Raw genomic sequence first — 24,882 nt, 5'->3', positions numbered from 1 at the left:
AAAATAATAACAGGTAAATACATGAAAACATAAGCTTTATATTTGTACGAAATCTAGGTAATTAATATAGATGTATATAGTAATAGAGTTCGAAAATTGAATTAATGGATTTTATAAAAATTTTTTCCTTATAAATAGTATATCAACTACAAATATTGTAAAAATAGAACATAATACAATGTTTATAAATAATCCGCCTATTTTAAAGGCAAATATAATTAGGGTTATAATTAATATTAAACTTAAAAACCATTTAAAGAGATTCATATGAGAATACCTCCTCAATCAAGTATTTATTAATACTATTCTTCCCTTTATTTAGTTAAGTTATTATATAAATTAAAAATTGTACCCATACATTTTGAATTTTTTACATATCCAAATATAATATAAATTAATCAATGTAATTAGATAGGGAAGGAGGAAAATTTATGGAACAAAAAAATTTGGAATTGAGTAGACTAAAAGTTCAAGACATGATACAAATAGCTCTTATGGCCGCTTTGACATATATAGCTACAGCTGTTATAAATATACCAAGTGGAGTTGTATTTAAAGGAGTTATACATCTTGGTGATAGTATGGTATTATTATCCGCTATTTTACTTGGAAAAAAGAAAGCATTTTTTTCAGCTGCTATAGGAATGGCATTATTTGATATGTTATCACCTTATGTCATTTGGGCCCCATTTACTTTTTTTATAAAGGGGATTATGGCATATATAGCAGGAACAATTGCATATAGGAATCATTATAATGGAGAAAAATTTTTAAATAATATAGTTGCATTTATAGTTGCGGGCATATGGATGATAGCTGCTTATTATATAGCAGGAGTAATGCTTATGCACTTCGTAACAAATATACAATTTTCAAAGGCATTTATATTGTCTGCCGCTGAAATTCCAGGAAATATAGCTCAATCTATTGCAGGAGCTGTCATAGCTCTTATATTGGGAAGAATATTAAAGAAAGCAAATATTATAAGAAATAGATAAAAATAAAGGAGAGGTTTAACCTCTCCTTTTATGTTCATTACATTCTTGAATTATTTCTCTGAGCTTTTCTTTTCCTTCTGCAATCTGGACAACGAACAGGCTCATTTTCAAATCCCTTTTCCTTATAGAATTCTTGCTCACCTTCTGAGAATACAAATTCTTTTCCACAATCTTTACATACTATAGTTTTATCTGCCATTATAAAAACCTCCTTTAAATCATAGGGTTAATTTATTCTTAACAACTGCCCCCAAGATTTAAGGAGAAATTGATCTCTTGAAAAAATTTAACCTACTATAAAATATAAACTCTAAATTTATTATAGCATATGATAATAAAAAAACAATATTTAAAATATATGTTTATATGTTAGGTATATTAAGGTTATAATTAATACTAACAGATAATTTATTAAGGATGTTTACTATGGATATAAAGAAATTCCTAAATTTATTGAAAAAATCAGAAGGCTCTAAACTGGATTTTAAGGAATATATGGATCTGAATGTGGATTCTGGAAGAAAGGAATTGGCTAAAGATGTATGTGCAATAGCTAATTCAAGAGGAGGCAGAGGGTATCTGATAGTAGGAGTAGAAGATAAAACTAAAAAAATAACGGGTATTCTTAAAGAGGAACTGAATGAAGAAAAGATTCAACAAATTGTAAGTTCCAGAATAGATCCTCCTGTGCCAATATCAATAGAGTTTATAAATTATAAAAAAAAGGACATAGCAATTATAAATATATATGATGGTTCACAAAAGCCTTATCAGATGAGGGATAATGGAGCATTTTATATAAGGAGAGGATCCACTAATGATACAATGAGAAAGCAGGAAATAATTTCTGTAATAAGTGAAAATCTTACATTGAATTCGGAACTATGTGGTATACCTAATACCGATATAAGATGTCTGGATAAAGAAATTGTAAACAAGTATTTTACAATCCAGGGCATATATATTAATGAAAAAAATAGAACTCAGATTATGGAAGATGCATCGATTATATTTATGGATAAGGAACGTGACAAATATATGGTTACTCTTGGAGGATTATTGGTATTCTCTAAGACCAATAATATATATTTACCACATAATATGATAAAAATAACTAATAGAGTAAACAAACTACAAAATGCCTTTTATGTAGTTCAAGGAGATTTAATACATATACTAGATAAAACAGAAAAAATTTTATCTAGCATAATTGGTAGTCACTATCCTATAGAGGCACTCAATCAGGGAATAAGGAATGTTATAATATATAGAGATTATTCCGATTTTTCTCGTGAAATAGAAATTGTTATTGATAATAATAGTGTAGTTATTACAAGCCCCGGCATACTTATAAGAAAGAAGAATGCGAAGTCATTTGACTATATAAAAAGAAATATGTGGATATATGAAAAGTTGATAACTCTGGATAATAAGGGGAGATTTATTAAATCCGGCAATGGATTTAATAGTATAAAAAAATCTTTTAAAAATAAGGGTAAAGTTAAATTTGTCAATTCTATGATAAATGATAGCTTTAAAATTATATATCCTGGCATCAATAAATTTAAATAATGCATAACTGTTGATAAAAAATAGCTTTAATTATATACTAATACTTATGGTAATATATATTTACATCGACAAAAAATTTGCTGCATAAAATATTTTATTTTATGATTAATTACAATATATGTTGAAAGGTGGAGCAAAACTTGACTAACGTTTATGATATTCTGTTAGAGCGTGGTTATATAAAACAGGCTACTCATGCAGAAGAAATAAGAGAATTACTTGGAAAAGAAAAAATAACTTTTTATATAGGATTTGATCCTACAGCGGATAGTCTTCATATAGGGCATTTTATCCAAATGATGGTTATGGCTCACATGCAAAAAGCGGGACATAGACCAATAGCCCTTATAGGCGGAGGAACTGCCATGGTAGGGGATCCAACCGGGAAAACTGATATGAGAAAGATGCTTACCAAAGAACAAATACAGCATAATGCAGAATGCTTTAAAGCTCAATTTTCCAGACTTATAGATTTTAGTAATGATAAAAAAGCCGTAATGGAAAATAACGGTAATTGGCTTTTAAATCTAAATTATGTTGACTTCTTACGTGAAATAGGAGTTAATTTCTCTGTAAATAAAATGCTTACAGCAGAGTGTTTTAAAAAGAGGCTTGAAAAAGGATTGTCTTTTCTCGAGTTTAACTATATGCTAATGCAGGCCTATGATTTTCTTGAATTAAACAGAAAATATAATTGTGTTATGGAACTTGGAGGAGATGACCAGTGGTCTAACATACTTGCGGGAGTTGATCTAATAAGAAGAAAAGAGCAAAAACCTGCATATGGTATGACATTTACTCTTTTAACTAGAAGTGATGGCAAAAAGATGGGAAAGACAGAAGGTGGAGCTATATGGCTCGATAAAGACAAAACCAGCCCTTATGATTTTTATCAATACTGGAGAAATGTAGATGATGCTGATGTGGAAAAATGTTTGGCATTATTAACTTTTATACCAATGGATGAAGTTAAAAGACTTGGTTCACTTAAAGATTTCAAGATAAATGAAGCTAAAGAAATATTGGCATATGAAGTTACGAAATTGATTCATGGAAGTGAAGAAGCAGATAAAGCTAAAAAGGCTGCGGAAGCATTGTTTTCAGGTGAAGCAAATAATATGGATAATGTGCCGACTATACAAATAAATAAATATGATATAGAAGGCACTATAGTTGATATTATTGTTAAAACAGGAATAATGCCATCTAAAAGTGAAGTTAGAAGACTTATAAAACAGGGCGGACTTACTGTAAATGATGAAAAAGTAAAGGATACTAATGCTTTTGTTACTTTAGATGATTTTAAAGATGGAAGCATGCTTATAAGAAGAGGAAAGAAAAAATATAATAAGATAGTAGTAAAGTAATTAAAAAGGAGAGCTGCCAATTAAATAAGCAGCTCTCCTTTTTAGAAAATCAACTACCTATAAAGTATCCTCCGTTTACATGTATTGTTTCACCTGTAATATATGATGATTCAGGTGATGCAAGAAATACATAGGCCGGAGACAGTTCAACCGGCTGACCAGGTCTTCCTATGGGAGTAGTTGAGCCGAATTCCCCAACTTTTTGTTTGCTGAAGGAAGATGGAATAAGGGGTGTCCATATTGGTCCGGGTGCTACTGCATTTACTCTTATATTTCTGGTTATTAGAGATAAGGCCAAGGACCTTGTAAAAGATACAATTGCACCTTTTGTAGATGAGTAATCAATTAAATCTTTGCTGCCTTTATAAGCAGTTACTGAAGCAGTATTTATTATGCAGCATCCCGGATTGAAATGGGGTAGAACTGCTCTTGTAATGTAGAACATGCTGAAAATATTTGTTTTAAAAGTTTTTTCAAGCTGATCATTTGTTATATCTTCAATGCTGTTTTGAGGAAATTGTACTGCTGCATTATTTACAAGGATATCTATTTTATTGTATTTATCTAGTGTGATTTTTACTGAAGTTTTACAGAAATTATCATCTGAAACATCTCCAGGTATTAAGAGACACTGCCTTCCAATGTTTTCTATGATTTTTTTAGTGCCTTCTGCGTCATCTTGTTCATCATAATATATTAGTGCCAGATCTGCGCCTTCCTTGGCAAAAGTTATGGCAACAGATTTTCCTATTCCACTGTCCCCACCTGAAATTAAAGCTACCTTGTCTTTTAATTTATTAGAACCTATATATTCTGGATCTTCAAATATTGGTTTTGGATTCATTTGAGATTCTATTCCGGGTTGTTTGCTCTGTGCTTGTTCAGGAACTGATTTAGGAAAATTTAAATAAAATGTATTGTTCATTAATCTACCTCCTATTATTAGTTAAAAAGTGACTAACAATAGTATGGGCAGTTATAAAATTTATCATTCATTATAAAAAAGGACTCTGATTTTCAGAGCCAGCTAAAGTTGCAAGTTTAGTTTTCACAGGTATCAATTTTAAGATTTTCTTCTACATATAAACTATTCCAATCAATAGATTCATCTGCAACAATAAATTCTGCTAGTCTATGTATTGTAGTATCACCATACATAGGTACATTTTCCTCACTTTCCAAAATATACTTTATATTCTTTGTAATTGGATTTATAAGTTTTCTTAGTACCCAAATTTTACTATAGTTTTCATTGCGCTTATCCTGTTTAATATTGATGTTTTCAGCATCATCATAAGTAAAAATATGTTCTTGATCTGATATTTTAATTTTCATTATTTTCCTCCTATATATTTAAAACTTTTGATATATTATATCTCTAAAATGAGATAATTCTCTATGAAATAATAAAATGTTTTGAGAAAATAAAAAATGAAACAAAAAATCTATATAAAAAGTATACCACAAAATTAAGTGAATATTGAAATTAAATTACAAATTAAATACAAAAATTTTATCACAGAAAACTTTACTAATGCATTTAATATAAGAAAAAGAATAAGTTTAGGGAGATGGTTGTATGAGAGGAGAATTACTTAAATTTGATAATGTAAAAAAATTAAAAGATAATAGTAAGGTATGGATAATGTGGAGAAAACAAAGTTCAGATATATATGTAATTGAAAAATTACAATATGGTATTAATTTTATTAAATATTATTCATCAAATGACTGGTTAAGTTTCTTTATGACTTATACGGCTTTAGAATATAGTATGAATAATAATATAGCAAAGATATATAGATGGATATCAAATAAAGAATATATAGAAAATAGATTGGAAATAGTAAAGAATGCCATTGAAATCTCACTAGATACAAATGATAAAGATAAATTTATGAGATTGACTATGGAATATGCAGAGTTAGTGAAGGAAAAGCAGATAATTGATTGAATATAATTATATGAGGAGATGTTTACAAATGATTATTTCAAAAAGCAAGGATGAAAAATATATTACGGAATTATTTAATGGTAAGGAAAGAGTATATTCAGATGTTACAGAGGACAAAGGGGGAAAAGGAAAATATTTTAGCCCCCATGATTTTATTGAGGCAGGCTATGCTGCATGTTTGAATATTACAACAAGGATGATATTGGAATATAAGAATATTAAATATGAAAATGTTACCGTCAATGTAGAATTGGATAAAGAAAATGAGGATAGAGCTATATTTAAATATAAAGTAGATATTGTTGGAGAAATCGATGAAAAAACTAAAAAAAGAGTTTTGAACATATTAAAAAATTGTCCTGTGAGGAAAACGCTGTCAAAAAAGACTGAGTTTGAATATTGTGAATTTGACAATGATGATTTTCAGGAAAGGTTATAAAATATTTATTATAAATTATAATAGGGTAGTTTCTAGAGGAACTCTGGGATGAAAAAACATCAATAATCCACCCATGGATAAAGAAGAGGTAACCATGTAAATTTTTCTTATTACATTTTAGATTATATCATAGAATATTAGTGCTGAAAACATACAGGTGGATTGCAAAATATGGTATATATTTATACTATTAAAAACTTTGAAGGGAGAAATAAAATAAAAAAGAACCTACATTTTTATAAGTTCTTTGATTTCAATATTTATGGCAGGGGTAGTAGGCTTCGAACCTACAACCAATGGTTTTGGAGACCACTACTCTACCAATTGAGCTATACCCCTATATTAAATTAGTATTTAACACATATATACCGACGAAGATTATTATAATACAGAAATGGCTCATCGTCAAGATTAAAATTGTATAGCAGATTAAAAATCACTTTTTTTCATATATGCCTTTAAGACTATTTATATTGTATTTAAGAGTATCTTCATAACTGTAGTTACCATTAAACATCATAATTTTGGCAGTTTTAATATGATATTTTTTTATTATAGAATAATTATTTTTCAAGTCAGAATCACTAGTGTATAGTAAAACAACTTTATCCTGTAATTTACTTAGTCTGTTCTGCACAGAAGCTCTTTTATTGGGATCTAAGGGAAGAATATTATAAGATGAATTTGTATCCAATAGATTTAATTTATTATAATTTACAAAATACGCTAAATCTTCATTTAAAGTCAAAAATACATAGTCGGATAAATTTTCATTTGCTGATTTAAGTGACTTTTGATAAGTTTGCAAACTTTTCAACTCTGCGGAGAAATTTTGTTCATAAAAAGATCTACTCTGAGGGTCTTTATCCTCAACTGCATTTTTTATATTTACCAGCATTACTTTATAATTGTCAATATCCATAAAATAATAAGGATTTTGATTTATAGTTATATCACCATATTTTACAGGGTTATTATATGATATAAATTTTACACCCCTTGAAGAATTTATTACACCAAGATTGTTTTTATTTAACTTGTCTGTAAAACTATCTATCCATGGTTCAAAATCTGAACCTACATATATAAATAGATCCTTTTTGGATATGTTGTTCAAACTGTCATAAGTGAATTTAAAATTGATTTCACTTATTCTATCCTTAAACATATAATTCAAGGTATGTCTATCTTTTACTATTGTCTTTACAATTGTATATAAAAGTTTATCTGTAGTAATTATATTCAAATCTATGTTCTTGTCAATGACTGTTTTTGATGAAGCATTGTTTTCATTTACATTTTTGGATGTATTACTACATGCTGTAAGAACAAGTATTAAGAGAATAATTACAAGTAAACTCAAAGTTCTTTTCAAATTTTTCACCTCTACATTTGTTGGAATAATTCAAGGTATAATAGCAATAACTATATTTTACATAATGTACTTTGACAATGCAAATAGCATAATATATATTTTTTGACCTAAAATTCCTGTTTATTACCTAAAAGACTTTTATTAATCCTTTTTATTGTGGTAAAATTAGAATTAATTATATATTATGAGAGGTATTTATGAGGATCAGTATGGATAAAATAATAAGAGCTATGTCTATAGCTTTAGATTTAGCACAGATGAGTTCTAGAAATAGTGGTGAAAAGCCAATTATAGAAAACATAACCAATGTTGATTATTCTAATCATAGATTTATGCACCATTCTCAGAGAACCACTTATATAGCTCTTAAAATTGCAAATTACCTTAATTTGAGTGGGGAAGAAAAAAGAGAAATATATGTAGTTTCATTGCTCCATGACATAGGTGCAGCCAATACACTTACAGAAAGTCATTATGCAGATGAGTTTATAGAAAAACATTGTATAGTTGGGGCAAATATAATAAAGCCATTTCCTAAATTCAGAAGAATACCTGAAATAATATTGTATCATCATGAAAATTTTGATGGAAGTGGGGCCATGGGTCTTGATGGCAATTCAATTCCTATTGAGAGTCAAATAATTAGAATTGCCGATTTAGTAGAACTTCTATATAAAGAAAATAAGCCTGCTTTTAAACAAAAGGATTTTATTATTGATTGGGTAAAAAGAGAAACTAGCAGTATATTCTCATATAAAATATCAGAAGCTTTTTTACATATTGCATCTAAGGATATATTTTGGTTCGATTTAGAAAATATAGATTTTATGGACATAATATTGAATAGGGAAAAACCTAAATTTAATATATACATAGATTTAGACAATTTTGAAATAATAGCAGAAATATTTGCCAATATTATAGATAGTAAAAGTTCATTTACAGCTAAACATTCCAAAGGAATAGCCAAGCTATCTTACGAGGTATCACGATACGTAGGATATGATTGTGATAAGTGTAAAAAAATGAAAATAGCAGGACTTTTACATGATATAGGTAAATTGGCTATTCCTTTAAGTATATTGGATAAAAGTGGTTCTTTGGCACCTGAAGAATTCGAAATTATAAAATCACATGTGTATTATACAAAGATAATTTTGGATAGAATAGAAGATATACCTGAAATAAGCATTTGGGCATCTAATCATCATGAAAAGTTAAATGGACGGGGATATCCTGCAGGTCTTACTGCAGAAACATTATCTCAGGAATCTAGAATTTTAGGAGTATGTGATATATATCAGGCATTGACAGAAGATAGGCCCTATAGAGATGGATTAGGCAGAGAAAGGGCATTTTCTATAATGAATGATATGGCGGATAGTAATTTTATATGTAAAGATGCTTTGAATAATTTAAAGGATACATTAAGTTCATCTAGTGATTTTGATGGACTTTAATGTTTGAGGAGTGTTGTTTATGGAGTTTTTTTCAAATGAAATGAAAGATACCATTTCATTGGGCAAAAAATTAGGGGGAATTTTAAAATCTGGAGATATAATATGTTTGCTTGGAGATCTTGGTACTGGAAAGACTCACTTTGTGAAAGGTATTGCAGAAGGGCTCGATATAGTAGACAATATAACAAGTCCGACATTTTCCATAGTAAATGAATACCATAGTGGCAGGCTGAATTTGTACCATTTTGATGTGTACAGAGTCAATGATCCAGATGAAATAGAAGCTATAGGGTTTGACGAGTACATTTTTAGTGATGCTGTTAGTATTATTGAATGGTCCAATTATATAGAAGAGCTTATACCGGAAGAACACATAGAAATAAATATAGAAAAGGATATATCCCAAGGTATAAATTTCAGAAAAATAAGTATAAATTATTGTGGAGATAGATATGATTATATAAAGGAGTTAATTAAAAAATGAAAATATTGAGCTTGGATTCTTCAACAGAATCTGCTACATGTTCAGTTTTATCTGAAGAAAAATTATATGGTGAAATAACTTTTAATTATAAAAAACAGCATTCTGTAATATTAATGCCCATAATAGATAGTCTTTTAAAAAATATTCATATGGATATAAATTCATTAGATGGATTTGTAATATCAAAAGGTCCTGGTTCTTTTACAGGACTTAGAATTGGTGCGGCTGTTATAAAAGGATTGAGTCAGGGCAGTGGGAAACCATTTTCAGCAGTATCTTCATTGGATGCTTTAGCATATAATTTAGCATATACATCTGGAATTATATGTCCTATATTAAATGCTCTTAGAGGTAATGTCTATACAGCACTTTATAAATTTCAAAATTTTGAATTTAAAAGAATAAGTGAATATCAAATAATTTCTATGGATGATTTAATAAACAAATTAAATAGCATGAAACAATCTGTATGCTTTGTAGGAGATGCTGTGACTATATTCAAGCAGAGTATTTTAGATAATATGGAAGTAAAAGTGGGTTTTGCACCTACTAATTTGAATATTGTAAGGTCATCTTCATTGGGTGAACTTGGACTTAAATTAATAAAAGATGGAAAGTGTGATAATTTATATACATTTTCTCCGTTTTATTTGAGAAAATCTCAGGCTGAAAGGGAATATGAAAGGAAAGCAAAAATTGGAAAACATGAATGATATAGAAATAGTACCGTTAAAATTGGAACATATTGATAGTGTACTTGCTATAGACAGGCTTTCTTTTGCTACTCCATGGAGTAGGGAATCTTTTATTCATGAAATCGACAAGAATAAATTTGCAAAATATATAGCAGCAGTAAAATGTGAGAGGGTTATAGGCTACGGAGGTATGTGGATTATACTAGATGAGGCACATATAACAAACATAGCAGTCCATCCTGAATATAGAGGCATAGGAGCAGGAAATTCTATTATAGAAGGCCTTATAGAGATATGTAAAAATGAAAGAGTTCAATCTATGACTCTTGAAGTAAGAAAATCAAATACAATAGCACAAAATCTCTATAAAAAATATGGATTTGTAGAAGAGGGAATTAGAAAAGCATATTATATTGACAATAAGGAAGATGCCATTATAATGTGGAATCATAATATAGTATAATATCAAGTTTAAAAGAGGAAATGAATAATCTTTTATAGAATATAATATCTATGGGTTTAAATATTATTTAAAGGGTGTGTTATCTATGGAAAAGAAAAAAGTGCTAGTACCATTGGATGGAACGGATAGAAGCATGCACTCCATTGATTGGTTAAAAAAATTATTTGAAAAAGAGGAAATAAAAGTTACACTCATGAATGTTGCAGAAATAGTTATAGCAAATGACATGGTTATATCAAATGATACTGTAACTAGGGCACAGAAAGAGTCAGAAGATATTTTAGATGCAGCTTTGAAAAAGCTTGAAGGTTATGAAGTTGACAAATACTGTGCCTTTGGCTATGCTGCTGATGAAATATTAAGAAAGGCAAAACAAGATGCAGCAGATATAATAATTATGACTAAATCTACTAAAAAGGGTATAGCTAGAATGATTGGGTCTGTAACTACCAAAGTTGTAAAGAATGCTAAAACACTAGTTATAATTTCTCCAGAGTAAAAGTTTACTTTATATGATTAATAATATACGGGGGATGTGTTATATAGTGAATAATAAGAAAAAAATTTTAGTACCATTAGATGGAACTGAACGAAGCATGCATTCTATTGATTGGTTGAAAAACTTCTTTAAGGAAGATGAAGTGGATATAACTCTCATGAATGTAATAGAAATAGTATTGGAAAATGATAAAATTGAATTGGATCAAAGATATTATTCAGAAAAAGCCAGCAATGAAATTTTAGACAGAGCAGAAGAAAAATTACATGGATATAAAATTGCTAAATATCATACTTTTGGATATGCTGCAGACAAAATTTTAAAAAAAGCAGAGCTGGATAAATTTGACATCATAGTTATGACAAGATCTACTAAAAGCGGATTAGATAGAATGATTGGATCTGTAACTAATAAAGTAGTAAAAAATGCAGGAACGTTAGTTGCGATTATACCCGAATAAAAACGGTTACTTATGAGGCCATAATGTTTTACAAAACATTATGGCTATTTAAAGTCATAGATTATGTGGATTTTTAATAGAAATTTGTAATAAACAAGATAAAAATTTGTTATAATATACATAAGATTAGCAATTAATATACATAATTACGGAGGTAATGAAATGAAATTTAAATCTGACATAGAAATAGCTCAACAGTGTGATATCCAAAATATAGTTAATATAGCAAAAAAATTAAATATACCAGAAGATGATTTGGAACTGTATGGTAGATATAAAGCTAAAGTAGACTACAATATTTTAAAACGGACTACAAGTAAAAATGGAAAGTTGATATTGTGTACAGCAATAAATCCAACACCAGCAGGGGAAGGTAAGACTACTACATCCATAGGTCTTGCAGATGCATTTTCAAAATTGGGAAAGTCTACAGTAGTTGCCCTTAGAGAACCATCTATGGGACCGGTATTTGGAATCAAAGGAGGAGCGGCAGGTGGAGGATATGCACAGGTCGTTCCCATGGAGGATATAAATTTACATTTTACAGGGGATATACATGCATTGACTGCAGCAAACAATTTATTGGCTGCAATGATAGATAATCATATTCAGCAGGGAAATTCTCTTGACATAGATCCAAGAAGAATTACATGGAGAAGATGTATGGATATGAATGACAGACAATTGAGATTTGTTGTAGATGGATTAGGTGGAAAAGTCAATGGAATGCCTCGAGAAGATGGATTTGACATAACAGTTGCTTCTGAAGTAATGGCTATATTCTGTCTGGCAAATGACATAAAGGATTTGAAAGATAGAATTTCAAAAATAATCATAGGATACAACAGGAGTGGAGAACCGGTAACAGCACATGATTTAAAAGCTGAAGGTGCCATGGCTGCACTTTTAAAAGATGCATTAAAGCCAAATTTGGTTCAAACACTTGAAGGTACTCCTGCATTTATACATGGTGGACCTTTTGCAAATATTGCTCATGGATGTAACTCTATAATGGCAACTAAAATGGCAAGACACTTTGGAGATTATGCTATTACAGAAGCAGGATTCGGTGCTGATCTTGGAGCAGAGAAGTTTATAGACATAAAATGCAGAATGTCAGGATTAAAACCAGATGCAGTAGTAATAGTAGCTACTATAAGAGCACTTAAGTATAATGGAGGAGTGGAAAAGTCAAAGCTTGGAGAAGAAAATTTAGAAGCACTTAATGCAGGTATCCCAAATTTATTAAAACATGTAGAAAATATAACCAAGGTATTTAAACTTCCTGCAGTAGTAGCTATAAATAAGTTCCCTACAGATACAGAATCTGAAATTAAGCTAGTAGAATCTGAATGCAAAAAACTTGGGGTAAATGTAAAATTATCTGAAGTTTGGGAAAAGGGTAGTGAAGGTGGAATAGAGCTCGCAAAAGAAGTACTGAGAATAATAGATGAAGAGGAAAATAATTTTGAATTTGCATATGACATGGATTTATCTATAAAAGAAAAGATAAAAACTATTGCAAGAAGAATATATGGTGCAAAAGACGTTGATTTTACAAAAGATGCAGATAAGGAAATTAAAAATTTGGAAAGATTGGGTTTCAATAATATTCCAGTATGCATAGCAAAAACTCAATATTCCTTAACTGATGACAAGACAAAGCTTGGAAGACCAACGAATTTTACAATTACAGTAAGACAAATTTCTATTTCAGCTGGAGCTGGCTTTATAGTTGCTGTTACAGGTTCCATAATGAAGATGCCAGGACTTCCTAAAGTTCCAGCAGCGGAAAAAATAGATGTAGATGATAATGGAAAAATAATCGGACTATTTTAGAGATTATAAAATAATTTGGAGGTAATTATGAAAATTATAGATATTCCATGTAGAAATTTTATAGAAGAACTTTCATCTAAAAGTGCTATACCAGGTGGTGGTGGAGCAGCAGCTTTAGATGGAGCCATGGGAGCGGCTTTATTAAGTATGGTCTGTAATTTAACTATTGGAAAGAAAAAATATGTACAATATACAGATAAACTGACATCAGTGTTAAATAAGTCAGCAAAATTAAAAAGCAATTTTTTGGATATGGTAGATGAGGATGCAGAAAATTTTATACCACTTTCAAAAGCTTATGGTTTGCCTAATAATACGGCAGAAGCAAAATATGAAAGAGAAGAAATTTTAGAAAAGTGTTTGAAATCTGCCTGTAGTGTTCCAATTAAGGTTGTGAAAAAGTCATACGAAACTATTCTTCTTCACCAATCCATATTAGAAAGTTGTTCTACTCTCGTACTAAGTGATGTTGGAGTAGGCGTTCAATGTTTAAAATCTGCACTTACAGGTGCTTATCTCAATATAATTATAAATGTAAAGTCTATGAAGAATAGATGTTATGTAGATAATATTAAAGAGGAAATAGAACCATTATTAAAAGATGGAGTAAAAATTGCAGAGAAAGTTTATGATAGAGTTGTAGAAAGACTTTCAGATTGAAAACACAGAGGAGATTTATTATGGGACAGTTAATTAAAGGGAAACCAGCAGCAGATGCTGTAACTTCACATTTGATTGAAGAAGTAAAGAACTTAAAAAGAAAAAATATTACTCCAAAGCTTACTATAGTTAGGGTAGGAAAAAATGGAAGCGATATGTCATATGAAAGAGGGGCAACCAAAAGGTGCAATAATATTGGCATAGAAATAGCTATAAGGGAACTTTCAGAGGACATATCACAACAGAATTTTATAGATGAATTGAAAAAAATAAATGAAGATAGTACTACAAATGGAATAATGGTGTTCAGGCCATTGCCAAAACAATTAGATGAGGATATTATAAAACATTTGATAGATCCCAATAAAGATGTGGATTGTTTCAATCCATTAAATATGTCTAAATTGCTGGAAGATGATAATTCTGGATTTTCGCCTTGTACTGCTGCTGCTGTAATTGAGATTCTGGATTATTATAAGATAAAAATTGAAGGAAAAAGAGTGGTTGTAATTGGAAGGTCAATGGTAGTAGGAAAACCGCTTTCTCTACTTTTATTAAATAGAAATGCTACAGTTACCATTTGTCACTCTAGAACACAAAAGATGGATAATATATGTTCACAGGCTGATATTGTTGTAGTGTGTATTGGAAAAAATAAAATTATAAACAAAAGCTATATTAAATCAGGAGCAGCTGTAATTGACGTTGGAATAAATGTAGATACCAATGGAGTTTTATGCGGAGATGTTGATACTGAAAATTGTATAGAAAAGGTTGGTATGATAACTCCTGTACCTGGAGGAGTTGGTTCTGTTACAACTTCTATACTTGCTAAACAAGTAATTATGGCATGCAAGAGACAAAATAATATATAAATTTCTAAATTACAAAAAAATTTTTGCTTTTACTTGAATATTTAATTTTTATGTGCTACACTTATACTGCAAGTTAAAAAGTAATGTTAAATTATGAATATTAATTATGGCAGAGTTGTGAGAGCCAATTTTGAGGTATTTTTGTATCTTAAAATTGGCTCTTTTATTATTTAAATCAGTTGTTTATAAAATTAAGAGGAGGCATATTCAATGTTTGATGTAACAATTATAGGTAGTGGAGTTATCGGAAGCATAGTTGCAAGAGAATTATCCAGATATAAATTGAATATATGTGTGATTGAGGCAGATTCGGATGTAGCAAATGGGACAAGTAAGGCAAACAGTGCTATAGTTCATGCTGGATTCGATGCAAAACCAGATACTCTTAAAGGAAAATTGAATGCAAAAGGAAACAAGATGTTTGATAGATTGTCTGAGGAATTAGACTTTCCATTTAAAAGAATAGGTTCTTTAGTACTTTGCTTTGATGAAAATGATATGGATAATTTAAAGAAATTAAGAGAGCAGGGTGAAAAGAATGGTGTGCCAAATCTTGAAATATTAAGTGGAGATAAAGTAAGAGAAATTGAACCAAATTTATCAGAAAAAGTAGTAGCAGCACTTTATGCACCTACTGGAGCAATTGTCTGTCCTTATGAGATGACTATAGCTTTAGCTGAAAATGCAGCTGATAACGGAGTAGAATTCAAACTGGATACAAAAGTGCTGGATGTAAAAAAGGATAACGACACCTATAAGATTAAAACAGACAAGGGTTTTGTTGAGAGTAAATTAGTTATAAATGCTGCAGGAGTTTTTGCAGATGAAATAAATAATATGGTAAGTTCAAATAAAATGAATATAATCCCAAGAAAAGGACAGTATTGCCTATTCGATAAAGCAGTTGGAAACACAGTTTCCAGAACTATATTCCAACTTCCAACTAAGATGGGCAAAGGGGTGCTTGTTACACCAACAGTAGATGGAAATCTTTTAATAGGACCTAACGCAGAAGACATGGGTGATAAAGAAGATTTGGCAACTACTAGTACTGGAATGGATTTCATAATAGAAAAAGCTGGACTTAGTATAAATCAGGTTCCAATGAGACAACTTATAACTTCTTTTTCAGGATTGAGAGCTCATAGTGTTGGAGGAGATTTTATAATTGGTGAAGCTGAAGATGCAAAAGGATTTATAAATGCAGCTGGTATCGAATCACCTGGACTTTCAAGTGCTCCATCTATAGCTGAATTAATAAAAGATATTGTAGTTGAAAAATTAAATCCTAATAAAAATGACGAGTTTAATCCCATAAGAAAAGGAATACCTAAATTTAGAGAGATGACAAATGAAGATAGAAAGAAACTTATAGCTGAGGATGACAGATATGGAAAGATAATATGCAGATGTGAGACCGTAACAGAAGGTGAAATAGTAAATTCTATAAACAGAACCCTTGGTGCTAAAAGTTTGGACGGAGTTAAAAAGAGAACAAGAGCAGGAATGGGAAGATGCCAATCAGGTTTTTGTGCGCCTAAGGTAGTTGAAATACTTGCAAGAGAACTTCATATATCTCCTGAAGATGTAACAAAATTTGGTAAACACTCGAATATATTAGTTGGCAAAGATAAAGCAAATATTTAATTTTGGAGGTTAGGGATATGGAAAATCATGATGTAGTTATAATCGGTGGAGGTCCAGCAGGACTTGCAGCTGCAATTTCAGCTAGAGAAGATGGAATTGAAGATATATTAATATTGGAAAGAGATACTCAATTAGGTGGAATATTAAATCAGTGTATTCATAATGGATTTGGTCTTCATACTTTTAAGGAAGAATTAACAGGACCAGAATATGCTCAGAGATTTATAGATAAAGCTGAAGATATGAAAATACCATATAAATTAAATACAATGGTATTGGATTTGAACAAAGATAGAAAGATAACAGCTGTAAATGAGGAAGATGGAATAATCGAAATACAGGCTAAGTCAATTATACTTGCTATGGGATGTAGAGAAAGACCAAGAGGCGCTATAAACATACCTGGAAGTAGATGTGCCGGAATATATACTGCAGGTGCAGCACAAAAATTTGTAAATGTTGAAGGATATATGCCAGGCAAGGAAGTTGTAATATTGGGTTCTGGTGATATAGGACTTATAATGGCAAGAAGAATGACTCTTGAAGGTGCTAAAGTAAAAGCTGTAGTGGAACTTATGCCATATTCAAGTGGACTTAAGAGAAATATAGTTCAATGTCTTGATGACTTTGGAATACCATTGAAGTTAAGTCATACTATTACAAATATAAAGGGAAAAGATAGAGTTGAAGGTGTAACTATTGCAGAAGTAGGTAAAGACAGGAAACCAATTAAATCTACACAACAGTATATACCTTGTGATACACTACTTTTATCAGTTGGATTGCTTCCAGAAAATGAACTTTCAAGAAAGGCAGATATTGATCTTTCAAATGTAACTGGTGGACCATTGGTAGATGAAAGTTTTGAAACAAATATAGAGGGAATATTTGCTTGTGGAAATGTACTTCATGTACATGATCTAGTTGATAATGTAACTTTGGAAAGTATAAATGCAGGAAAGAGTGCTGCAGAGTTTGTAAAAGGAAAGAGATTTGTTGGAGAAAAGATAGAAGTGGTAGCAACAGATGGAGTTAGATATACAGTACCAAAGTATGTAAACCCTAAAAATATAGGAAAATTTTTAGATGTAAGATTTAGAGTAGGTCAGGCATATAAAGATAGTTATATATCAGTGTATTTTGATGAAAATAGAGAAATTCATAATAAAAAGAGAATACTTACTCCAGGTGAAATGGAAACAGTTAAATTATTGAAGGCTCAGTTTGATAAGTATCCAGATTGTAAAAGAGTAACTATAAAAGTAGAGGAGGAATAATTATTATGGAAAATAGAGAATTAACTTGTATAGGTTGCCCTATGGGATGTCAGCTTCTAGTTAAACTAGAAGGAGATAAAGTTATAGAAGTTACAGGAAATACTTGTAAAAGAGGAGAAATATACGGTCAGAAAGAATGCACAAACCCTACTAGAATAGTTACATCTTCTGTATATGTAAAAAATGGAGAAATAGATGTAGTACCAGTAAAAACTGAAAAGGATATTCCAAAAGGAAAGATATTTGATTGTATAAAGGCTCTTAAGGATGTAGTAGTTGAAGCTCCAATAAACATTGGAGATGTAGTAGTAAAAGATATACTTGGAACAGGTGTAGATATAATTGCAACTAAAAAGATAGATAAAGTCGACGGAAATGAGTCTAAAACAGCATAGAATAGATTAAAAACTTATAATGCACAGTGCACAATCCGTAAATCGAATTGTGCACTGTGCATTATTTAAATATGATATAATTATTACAAACAACTAAATTGGTCTTGGAAAGGAATAGAACAATGTATAGAGAAGAATTAAAGAAGATTCTTGAAAAAATTTCAGACTTTGAACAATTAAAATTTTATAATATACCTGATATAGATCTATATATGGATCAGGTAACTACTTTTGTTGAAGAAAAATTAGGATATCTAAAGAGAAACAAGGAAGATAGCGCACTTACTAAGACCATGATTAATAATTATACTAAAGCAGGTATATTGATGCCTCCTAATAAGAAAAAGTATTCAAAGCAGCATATGGTATTTATTATACTTACATATTATTTAAAGCAGATATTGTCTATAAATGATATTCAAAGGTTGTTTTCACCTATAGTAAAATCTATAAACTCTGGAGAAAATCATGATAAAGATCTTGAGAATATATATGACTGTTTTTTAGATATAGAGAAAAATGAAGTGGATAAATTTATAAGGGATTTTAAAGATAAAATCAGTCTTGATGATAGCAAATTTAAAAATTCAGGAGACAGTGGAGGCCAGGAAAGCAAAAAAATCAACATTAATGAAGAAGATGAAAAAGATATAAACAGCCTGATTATAATGGTTATTATGTTGGTGGTAAAAGCAAATATAGAAAAGAGAATGGCAGAAAAAATAATCGATAAATTTTTTGAATAAAATTTCCAATATTAAAATAGCTTGTTAAAACAATCTTTACATATTATAGTTTTGCCACTATTTGCAGATATCAGGTTATCGGTGGATATGGTTTTACCACAAACTTCACATTTTAAAGATGAATTTGAGTTATTGCTTTTTTTACAAGGATTTTTTATCTTACTTTGCAAAGTGATTTTTGAAATATTCTTCTTATTTGAAGGAGGAGAATATGTTAAAGGGGAATCACAGTTATGTTTTTCTATAATTTTATAATTTATAGAATACTGGCTCTCTCCGAATAATTCCAATTCAAAACGAGGCTTGTCTTTATCATAAAATTCTTCAATAATTATCCTGCGTATCTGGGCGTCATTTACGATAAGTCCACTTTTCTCAATCCCATCAAATATGCTCTTAGTTATATTATTTGTATCAGGATGGCGTTTACTGCTCTTGTAATATACTTTTAATATTGCTATTAAAGATTCTGACAGTATTATTCCTGGATTTTGACATCTTGCTTGATATGCAATTTGTTCTTCATAAAGTGCATATCTATCATGATATTTTCCAGAATTATATGGTAAAATGGCTCGCCCTTTTGTATTGTATAATTTAAAATTTGATTTTGATATAGGTGAACCGTCTATTACTACTTTTGCATAAGTTCTGTTCATTTTAAAATCTCCAATGAAATCTATATTTTATATAATTATAACATAAGAGAATCAATGAGTTTATATATAGTATGATTTTTTTATGAATACTTGTATTTTAACAATACTAATAATAAAATAAATACATTAGATTAATTAAGAAAGGTAAAAGGCCATGGGAAAAAATATAAAAATACTTGCGATTGAGAGCAGTTGTGATGAAACTTCAGCAGCAGTAGTTGTAGATGGAAGGGAAGTTCTATCAAACATAATATATTCACAAATAGATATACATACTAAGTTTGGAGGGGTTGTTCCTGAGATAGCTTCTAGAAAGCATATAGAGGCTATAAGTATAGTAGTAGATGAAGCATTAAAAAAGGCGAAACTTGATTTAAATGATATAGATGCAGTGGGAGTTACATATGGACCTGGACTTGTAGGTGCTCTTCTTGTTGGACTTCAATATGCAAAAGGATTGGCTTATGCATTAAATAAACCTTTAATTGGAGTAAATCATATAGAAGGTCATATAAGTGCCAATTTTATTCAATATAAGGATTTAAATCCTCCTTTTGTGTGTCTTGTAGTATCAGGTGGACATACTTATATTGTATATATGAAAGATCATGGAAATTTTGAAGTTATGGGGCAGACGAGAGATGATGCTGCAGGAGAGGCCTATGACAAAGTGGCAAGGGCTATAGGACTTGGATATCCTGGTGGACCTAAAATAGACAAATTGGCTAAGGAAGGCGATGAAGATGCCATTAAATTTCCAAGAGCAAATTTTCATGATAACAAATCCTTGGATTTTTCATTTAGCGGATTGAAATCTGCTGTTTTAAATTATTTAAACCAAAAAGATATGAAAAAAGAAGATGTAAATAGGGCGGATATAGCTGCTTCATTTCAAAAAGCAGCAGTTAGCTTTCTTGTAGATAATTCTATTAAAGCTTGTAAACTAAAAAATGTAAATAAGATAGCTGTTGCAGGAGGAGTAGCTGCCAATACCTATCTTAGAAAGAGTTTAATTGATGCCGGAAATGAAAATGGAATAGATGTCCTTTTTCCTGAATTTATACTTTGTACTGATAATGCAGCCATGATTGGAAGTGCTGCTTATTTTGAATATAAGAATGGAAAAACGGCTGGTATGGACTTAAATGCAGTACCAAATTTGAAAATTGGTGAAAGATAGACACTTTAAAAATTTCAAATTTTTCAATGCTTTATCGCGTTAGAAGAGTATAAATAATTCAAAAAATAGATAATAACATTTACTAAATAACAGGTATAATGCACTTTTTATATATGCAATAATTGCAGGTAAAAAAAATAAAAAATGCAATTGAAATAATTTTAATACTTATATATAATAGTGTTATGTCAAATTATTTATGAAAAGTGATAATTAGAGTTTTTTCTGCTTTAATTTATCACTTTTTTATACAGGGGGTTGAGCTACTTTGATAAAAAAATTTAAAAGAGTTCTTGTGGCAAACAGAGGTGAGATTGCCATAAGAATATTCAGGGCCTGTCAGGAACTAGGAATAAGGACTGTGGCTATTTATTCTGATGAGGATAAAAGATCTTTATTTAGAACAAAAGCTGATGAAGCTTATTTAATAGGTAAGAACAAGGGGCCTGTAGAAGCATATTTAAATATTGACGAAATAATAAGTTTGGCATTGAAAAAAGGTGTAGATGCCATACATCCAGGTTACGGTTTTTTGTCTGAAAATGATGAATTTGCTCAAAAATGTGAAGATGTAGGTATAGAATTTATAGGACCTACAGCTAATATGATGCAAAAACTTGGAGATAAGATAACTTCCAAAATATTTGCAGAAAAGGCTGGAGTTAAAACAATTCCCGGGGTAAAAAAACCAATACAATCAGAAGAAGAAGCAATAGAATTTGCTAGGTATTGTAGATACCCTGTTATGATTAAAGCAGCTGATGGCGGCGGCGGAAGAGGTATGAGAATAATAGAAAAAGAAGAAGATCTATTAGAATCATATAGAAATGCCAAAAGTGAGTCCTTAAAAGCCTTTGGATCAGATGAAATGTTTATTGAAAAATATATTGAAGCCCCAAAGCATATAGAAGTGCAAATTCTTGGAGACAAGTATGGAAATATAGTTCATCTTCATGAAAGGGATTGTTCAATACAGAGAAGACACCAAAAAGTTATAGAATTTACACCAGCTTTTGCCCTTCCACAAAAGCTTAGAGATGATATATGTAAAGATGCGATTAAAATAGCTAGTTCGGTAAATTATAGAAGTGCAGGTACCTTGGAATTCTTGGTAGACAAACATGGAAATCACTATTTTATAGAAATGAATCCTAGAATTCAAGTTGAACACACTATAACTGAGATGGTAACGGGAATAGACATAGTACAAAGTCAAATACTTATAGCAGAAGGCTACAAACTTGATTCAAAGGAAATTGGAATTAACTCTCAAGATGAAATAAAACCAAGAGGATATGCTATTCAATGTAGAATTACTACAGAAGATCCTTCAAATAACTTTGCACCTGATACGGGAAGAATTGATAAGTATATGACAGGATCGGGATTTGGTATAAGATTGGATGGGGGAAATGGCTATACAGGTGCAGTAATAAGCCCATATTACGATAGCCTTCTTGTCAAAACTATATCTTGGTCAAGAACATTCCAAGATGCTGTTAGAAAGTCGACTAGATCTGTAAAAGAAACAGTTATTGCTGGAGTAAAGACTAATATTGATTTTTTAGTAAATGTCCTGAATCACGAGAGCTTTATAAAGGGTATATGCGATACTAATTTTATAGCTGAGAACCCTGAACTGTTTGAAATATCTCCCAAGCAGGATCGAGAACTTAAAATACTGAAATTCATAGGAGAGAAAGTTGTAAATGAAACTCACGGTGAAAAAAGAGATTTTGATGTGCCGGTAGTTCCTAAAATACAATTTGATGGTGAACTTAGAGGTACAAAACAGATATTGGATGAACAGGGACCAGAAGGTTTGGTTAAATGGATTAAATCTCAGAGCAAATTATTGCTTACAGATACTACTATGAGAGATGCTCATCAATCTCTTATGGCTACAAGAATGAGAACTAAAGATATGATAAAAATAGCAAGAGATGAATCCATCATGGCCAAGGACTTGTTTTCTATGGAAATGTGGGGAGGAGCTACTTTTGATGTATCCTACAGATTCCTAAAAGAATCTCCATGGAAGAGACTTGAAGAACTTAGAAAAAGAGTTCCAAACATACTTTTTCAGATGTTGATAAGGGGTGCCAATGCTGTTGGATATAAAAACTATCCTGACAATGTAATAAGAAATTTCATAAAAGAATCTGCTCAATCAGGAATTGATGTGTTTAGAATATTTGATTCACTGAATTGGATAAAAGGTATGGAAGTTGCTATAGATGAAGTTCTAAAACAAGGTAAAGTAGCAGAAGCATGTATGTGTTATACAGGTGATATACTTGATACAAATAGAGATAAATATACTTTGGATTATTATGTGAAGATGGCAAAAGAACTTGAAAAATCTGGAGCTCATATACTTGGAATAAAAGATATGTCTGCTCTTCTAAAACCTTATGCTGCGGTTAAGCTAATAAAGGCACTTAAAGATGAAATATCAATTCCTATACATCTGCATACACATGATACTACAGGAAATGGTGTAGCTACAGTTCTCATGGCAGCACATGCGGGAGTTGATATAGCAGATGTTGCTTTTAGCAGTATGTCAGGACTTACAAGTCAGCCTTCATTGAACTCTGTAGTTGCAGCTCTTAAAAATACAGGAAGAGATACTGAATTCAATCAGGACAATCTTCAAAAGATATCCGATTATTGGAGTGCAGTAAGACCTGTTTACAGTCAGTTTGAATCTGGACTTAAAACTGGTACTGCAGAAATATACAAGTACGAGATTCCTGGAGGTCAATATTCTAATTTGAAACCTCAAGTTGAAAGTTTTGGACTTGGACATCGTTTTGAAGATGTAAAGGAAATGTTTAGAAGAGTAAATATTATGATGGGTGATATAGTAAAGGTAACTCCTTCATCTAAAATGGTTGGGGATATGGCTATATTTATGATTAAGAATGGTTTGGACGAAGAAAATATATATGAAAAGGGAAAAAATTTGACATTCCCTGATTCCGTAGTTTCATATTTCAAAGGTATGATGGGTCAGCCTATAGGTGGATTTCCTGAAAAATTACAGAAATTGATACTTAAAGGTGAAAAACCTTTGAATAAACGTCCAGGAGAATTATTGCCATCAGAAGATTTTAATAAAATACATGAATCTCTTTCCAAAAAGTATAAGAGGGAGTTCTCCAATAAGGAAGTATTAAGTTATGCACTTTATCCAGATGTATATGAGAATTATCTAAAATACTTAAAGGAACATGGAGACTTTAGCTGTATGGGCAGTGATATATTCTTTCATGGATTACGTGAAGGAGAAACTTGTGAAATAGATATAGCTGAAGGAAAAACTCTTATTATTCAACTTTTAGAGATAGGAAAAGTTGACTCTGAGGGATATAGATATGTAGTATTTGAAGTAGATGGCAATAGAAGAGATGTTAGAATAAAAGATAAAGCTAGTGTGGAAGCTGCACATTCTTATGAAGAAGGTATAACCATGGCAGATCCTGATGATGAAAAGCAAATAGGAGCAAGTATACCTGGAAATATAGTTAAGATACTTGTAAAGTCAGGAGATTCCGTAAAAGAGGGTCAAAGTCTTGTAGTAATAGAAGCTATGAAAATGGAAACAAATATAACAGCAGGAGAAGATGGCATTATAGATGGAATATTTGTAAAAGAGAAACAGCAGGTTAAGTCAGGACAATTGTTAATGAGTTTTAAATAAGTATTTTTTACATAATAGGATTCAGTCCAGTAAATAGTATATACTGGACTGAATCCTATTTTTATTTGTGTTAAGTATTGAAATTATGTTAGAATATTTATAATTTCATATTTTAGAGGAGTGTGACAAAAA

At 30.5% G+C, this 24,882-nt stretch carries 25 protein-coding genes and 1 tRNA gene; 20 read left to right on the top strand and 6 right to left on the bottom strand.

Annotated features, from left to right (window positions below; genetic code table 11):
• Positions 1-431: 431 nt before the first annotated feature.
• On the top strand, positions 432-998 hold the full coding sequence (locus KM800_RS11825) for an ECF transporter S component (RefSeq protein WP_217813267.1): 567 nt from the start codon (positions 432-434) through the stop codon (positions 996-998).
• Positions 999-1,035: 37 nt separating this feature from the next.
• Here KM800_RS11825 and KM800_RS11820 read toward each other — a convergent pair whose 3' ends face one another.
• Entirely contained in the window at positions 1,036-1,197 is a 162-nt protein-coding gene (locus tag KM800_RS11820; RefSeq protein WP_217813266.1) for a zinc-ribbon domain-containing protein, read from the bottom strand.
• 227 nt (positions 1,198-1,424) lie between these two features.
• Between KM800_RS11820 and KM800_RS11815 the strand changes: the two genes are divergently transcribed.
• Positions 1,425-2,570: a helix-turn-helix domain-containing protein gene (locus KM800_RS11815; RefSeq protein WP_217813265.1), complete on the top strand. Its 1,146-nt coding sequence runs from the start codon at positions 1,425-1,427 to the stop codon at positions 2,568-2,570.
• Positions 2,571-2,710: 140 nt separating this feature from the next.
• Positions 2,711-3,937, top strand: a complete 1,227-nt coding sequence (gene tyrS, locus KM800_RS11810) for a tyrosine--tRNA ligase (RefSeq protein WP_217813264.1) — start codon at positions 2,711-2,713, stop codon at positions 3,935-3,937.
• 49 nt (positions 3,938-3,986) lie between these two features.
• On the opposite strand, the gene KM800_RS11805 is transcribed toward tyrS, so the two are convergent.
• Both KM800_RS11805 and KM800_RS11800 read right to left on the bottom strand, forming a co-directional pair.
• Positions 3,987-4,862 (bottom strand): SDR family oxidoreductase, encoded by an 876-nt coding sequence (locus KM800_RS11805; RefSeq protein ID WP_217813263.1) that lies wholly within the window; start codon positions 4,860-4,862, stop codon positions 3,987-3,989.
• Positions 4,863-4,978: 116 nt separating this feature from the next.
• Complete coding sequence (locus KM800_RS11800; RefSeq protein WP_217813262.1) at positions 4,979-5,272, bottom strand: hypothetical protein; 294 nt, start codon at positions 5,270-5,272, stop codon at positions 4,979-4,981.
• Positions 5,273-5,516: 244 nt separating this feature from the next.
• On the opposite strand from KM800_RS11800, the gene KM800_RS11795 reads away from it, so the two are divergent.
• Both KM800_RS11795 and KM800_RS11790 read left to right on the top strand, forming a co-directional pair.
• On the top strand, positions 5,517-5,891 hold the full coding sequence (locus tag KM800_RS11795; RefSeq protein WP_217813261.1) for an IDEAL domain-containing protein: 375 nt from the start codon (positions 5,517-5,519) through the stop codon (positions 5,889-5,891).
• 28 nt (positions 5,892-5,919) lie between these two features.
• Positions 5,920-6,330, top strand: coding sequence for an OsmC family protein (locus tag KM800_RS11790; RefSeq protein WP_217813260.1), 411 nt, complete (start codon positions 5,920-5,922; stop codon positions 6,328-6,330).
• A gap of 263 nt (positions 6,331-6,593) precedes the next feature.
• Here the strand turns inward: KM800_RS11790 and KM800_RS11785 are convergent.
• A tRNA-Trp gene (locus KM800_RS11785) sits at positions 6,594-6,669 on the bottom strand.
• Positions 6,670-6,766: 97 nt separating this feature from the next.
• Complete coding sequence (locus KM800_RS11780; protein WP_330655610.1) at positions 6,767-7,714, bottom strand: metal ABC transporter substrate-binding protein; 948 nt, start codon at positions 7,712-7,714, stop codon at positions 6,767-6,769.
• 188 nt (positions 7,715-7,902) lie between these two features.
• Here KM800_RS11780 and KM800_RS11775 point away from each other — a divergent pair, with 188 nt between their 5' ends.
• From KM800_RS11775 to KM800_RS11715, 13 genes are all read left to right on the top strand, one after another.
• Positions 7,903-9,165, top strand: coding sequence for an HD-GYP domain-containing protein (locus KM800_RS11775; protein WP_217813258.1), 1,263 nt, complete (start codon positions 7,903-7,905; stop codon positions 9,163-9,165).
• Between the two features lie 19 nt (positions 9,166-9,184).
• The gene (gene tsaE / locus KM800_RS11770) at positions 9,185-9,649 is read left to right on the top strand and encodes a tRNA (adenosine(37)-N6)-threonylcarbamoyltransferase complex ATPase subunit type 1 TsaE (protein WP_217813257.1); all 465 of its coding nucleotides are present in this window, start codon (positions 9,185-9,187) and stop codon (positions 9,647-9,649) included.
• Entirely contained in the window at positions 9,646-10,362 is a 717-nt protein-coding gene (tsaB, locus tag KM800_RS11765; protein ID WP_217813256.1) for a tRNA (adenosine(37)-N6)-threonylcarbamoyltransferase complex dimerization subunit type 1 TsaB, read from the top strand. Before tsaE ends, tsaB begins: the two co-directional genes overlap by 4 nt.
• Positions 10,355-10,807 (top strand): ribosomal protein S18-alanine N-acetyltransferase, encoded by a 453-nt coding sequence (rimI, locus tag KM800_RS11760; protein WP_217813269.1) that lies wholly within the window; start codon positions 10,355-10,357, stop codon positions 10,805-10,807. The genes tsaB and rimI overlap by 8 nt, the downstream gene beginning before the upstream one ends.
• Before the next feature lie 85 nt (positions 10,808-10,892).
• Complete coding sequence (locus KM800_RS11755) at positions 10,893-11,306, top strand: universal stress protein (protein WP_217813255.1); 414 nt, start codon at positions 10,893-10,895, stop codon at positions 11,304-11,306.
• 46 nt (positions 11,307-11,352) lie between these two features.
• Complete coding sequence (locus KM800_RS11750; protein ID WP_330655609.1) at positions 11,353-11,766, top strand: universal stress protein; 414 nt, start codon at positions 11,353-11,355, stop codon at positions 11,764-11,766.
• 162 nt (positions 11,767-11,928) lie between these two features.
• Positions 11,929-13,605, top strand: a complete 1,677-nt coding sequence (locus KM800_RS11745; RefSeq protein ID WP_217813253.1) for a formate--tetrahydrofolate ligase — start codon at positions 11,929-11,931, stop codon at positions 13,603-13,605.
• 27 nt (positions 13,606-13,632) lie between these two features.
• The gene (locus KM800_RS11740; RefSeq protein WP_217813252.1) at positions 13,633-14,265 is read left to right on the top strand and encodes a cyclodeaminase/cyclohydrolase family protein; all 633 of its coding nucleotides are present in this window, start codon (positions 13,633-13,635) and stop codon (positions 14,263-14,265) included.
• A 20-nt stretch (positions 14,266-14,285) separates the two neighbouring features.
• Complete coding sequence (locus tag KM800_RS11735) at positions 14,286-15,140, top strand: bifunctional 5,10-methylenetetrahydrofolate dehydrogenase/5,10-methenyltetrahydrofolate cyclohydrolase (protein WP_217813251.1); 855 nt, start codon at positions 14,286-14,288, stop codon at positions 15,138-15,140.
• 210 nt (positions 15,141-15,350) lie between these two features.
• Positions 15,351-16,787, top strand: coding sequence for an NAD(P)/FAD-dependent oxidoreductase (locus tag KM800_RS11730; RefSeq protein WP_217813250.1), 1,437 nt, complete (start codon positions 15,351-15,353; stop codon positions 16,785-16,787).
• Between the two features lie 17 nt (positions 16,788-16,804).
• Positions 16,805-18,064 (top strand): NAD(P)/FAD-dependent oxidoreductase, encoded by a 1,260-nt coding sequence (locus KM800_RS11725; protein WP_217813249.1) that lies wholly within the window; start codon positions 16,805-16,807, stop codon positions 18,062-18,064.
• A 5-nt stretch (positions 18,065-18,069) separates the two neighbouring features.
• Complete coding sequence (locus KM800_RS11720; protein ID WP_217813248.1) at positions 18,070-18,459, top strand: DUF1667 domain-containing protein; 390 nt, start codon at positions 18,070-18,072, stop codon at positions 18,457-18,459.
• A gap of 122 nt (positions 18,460-18,581) precedes the next feature.
• A complete protein-coding gene (locus KM800_RS11715) occupies positions 18,582-19,205 on the top strand; it encodes a DUF1836 domain-containing protein (protein ID WP_217813247.1) in 624 nt (207 codons plus the stop codon).
• Positions 19,206-19,216: 11 nt separating this feature from the next.
• Here the strand turns inward: KM800_RS11715 and KM800_RS11710 are convergent, their stop codons facing one another.
• Positions 19,217-19,864 (bottom strand): RusA family crossover junction endodeoxyribonuclease, encoded by a 648-nt coding sequence (locus KM800_RS11710; RefSeq protein ID WP_217813246.1) that lies wholly within the window; start codon positions 19,862-19,864, stop codon positions 19,217-19,219.
• Between the two features lie 154 nt (positions 19,865-20,018).
• Here KM800_RS11710 and tsaD point away from each other — a divergent pair, with 154 nt between their 5' ends.
• A complete protein-coding gene (gene tsaD, locus KM800_RS11705; RefSeq protein ID WP_217813245.1) occupies positions 20,019-21,044 on the top strand; it encodes a tRNA (adenosine(37)-N6)-threonylcarbamoyltransferase complex transferase subunit TsaD in 1,026 nt (341 codons plus the stop codon).
• Positions 21,045-21,315: 271 nt separating this feature from the next.
• Positions 21,316-24,750: a pyruvate carboxylase gene (locus KM800_RS11700; protein WP_217813268.1), complete on the top strand. Its 3,435-nt coding sequence runs from the start codon at positions 21,316-21,318 to the stop codon at positions 24,748-24,750.
• Positions 24,751-24,882: the final 132 nt, after the last annotated feature.

Source organism: Clostridium tyrobutyricum (assembly GCF_019144085.1).
Taxonomy (GTDB): domain Bacteria; phylum Bacillota; class Clostridia; order Clostridiales; family Clostridiaceae; genus Clostridium_B; species Clostridium_B tyrobutyricum_A.
Note: the sequence above shows the minus strand (reverse complement) of the source record. Positions and strands in the feature narration are given on the sequence as shown.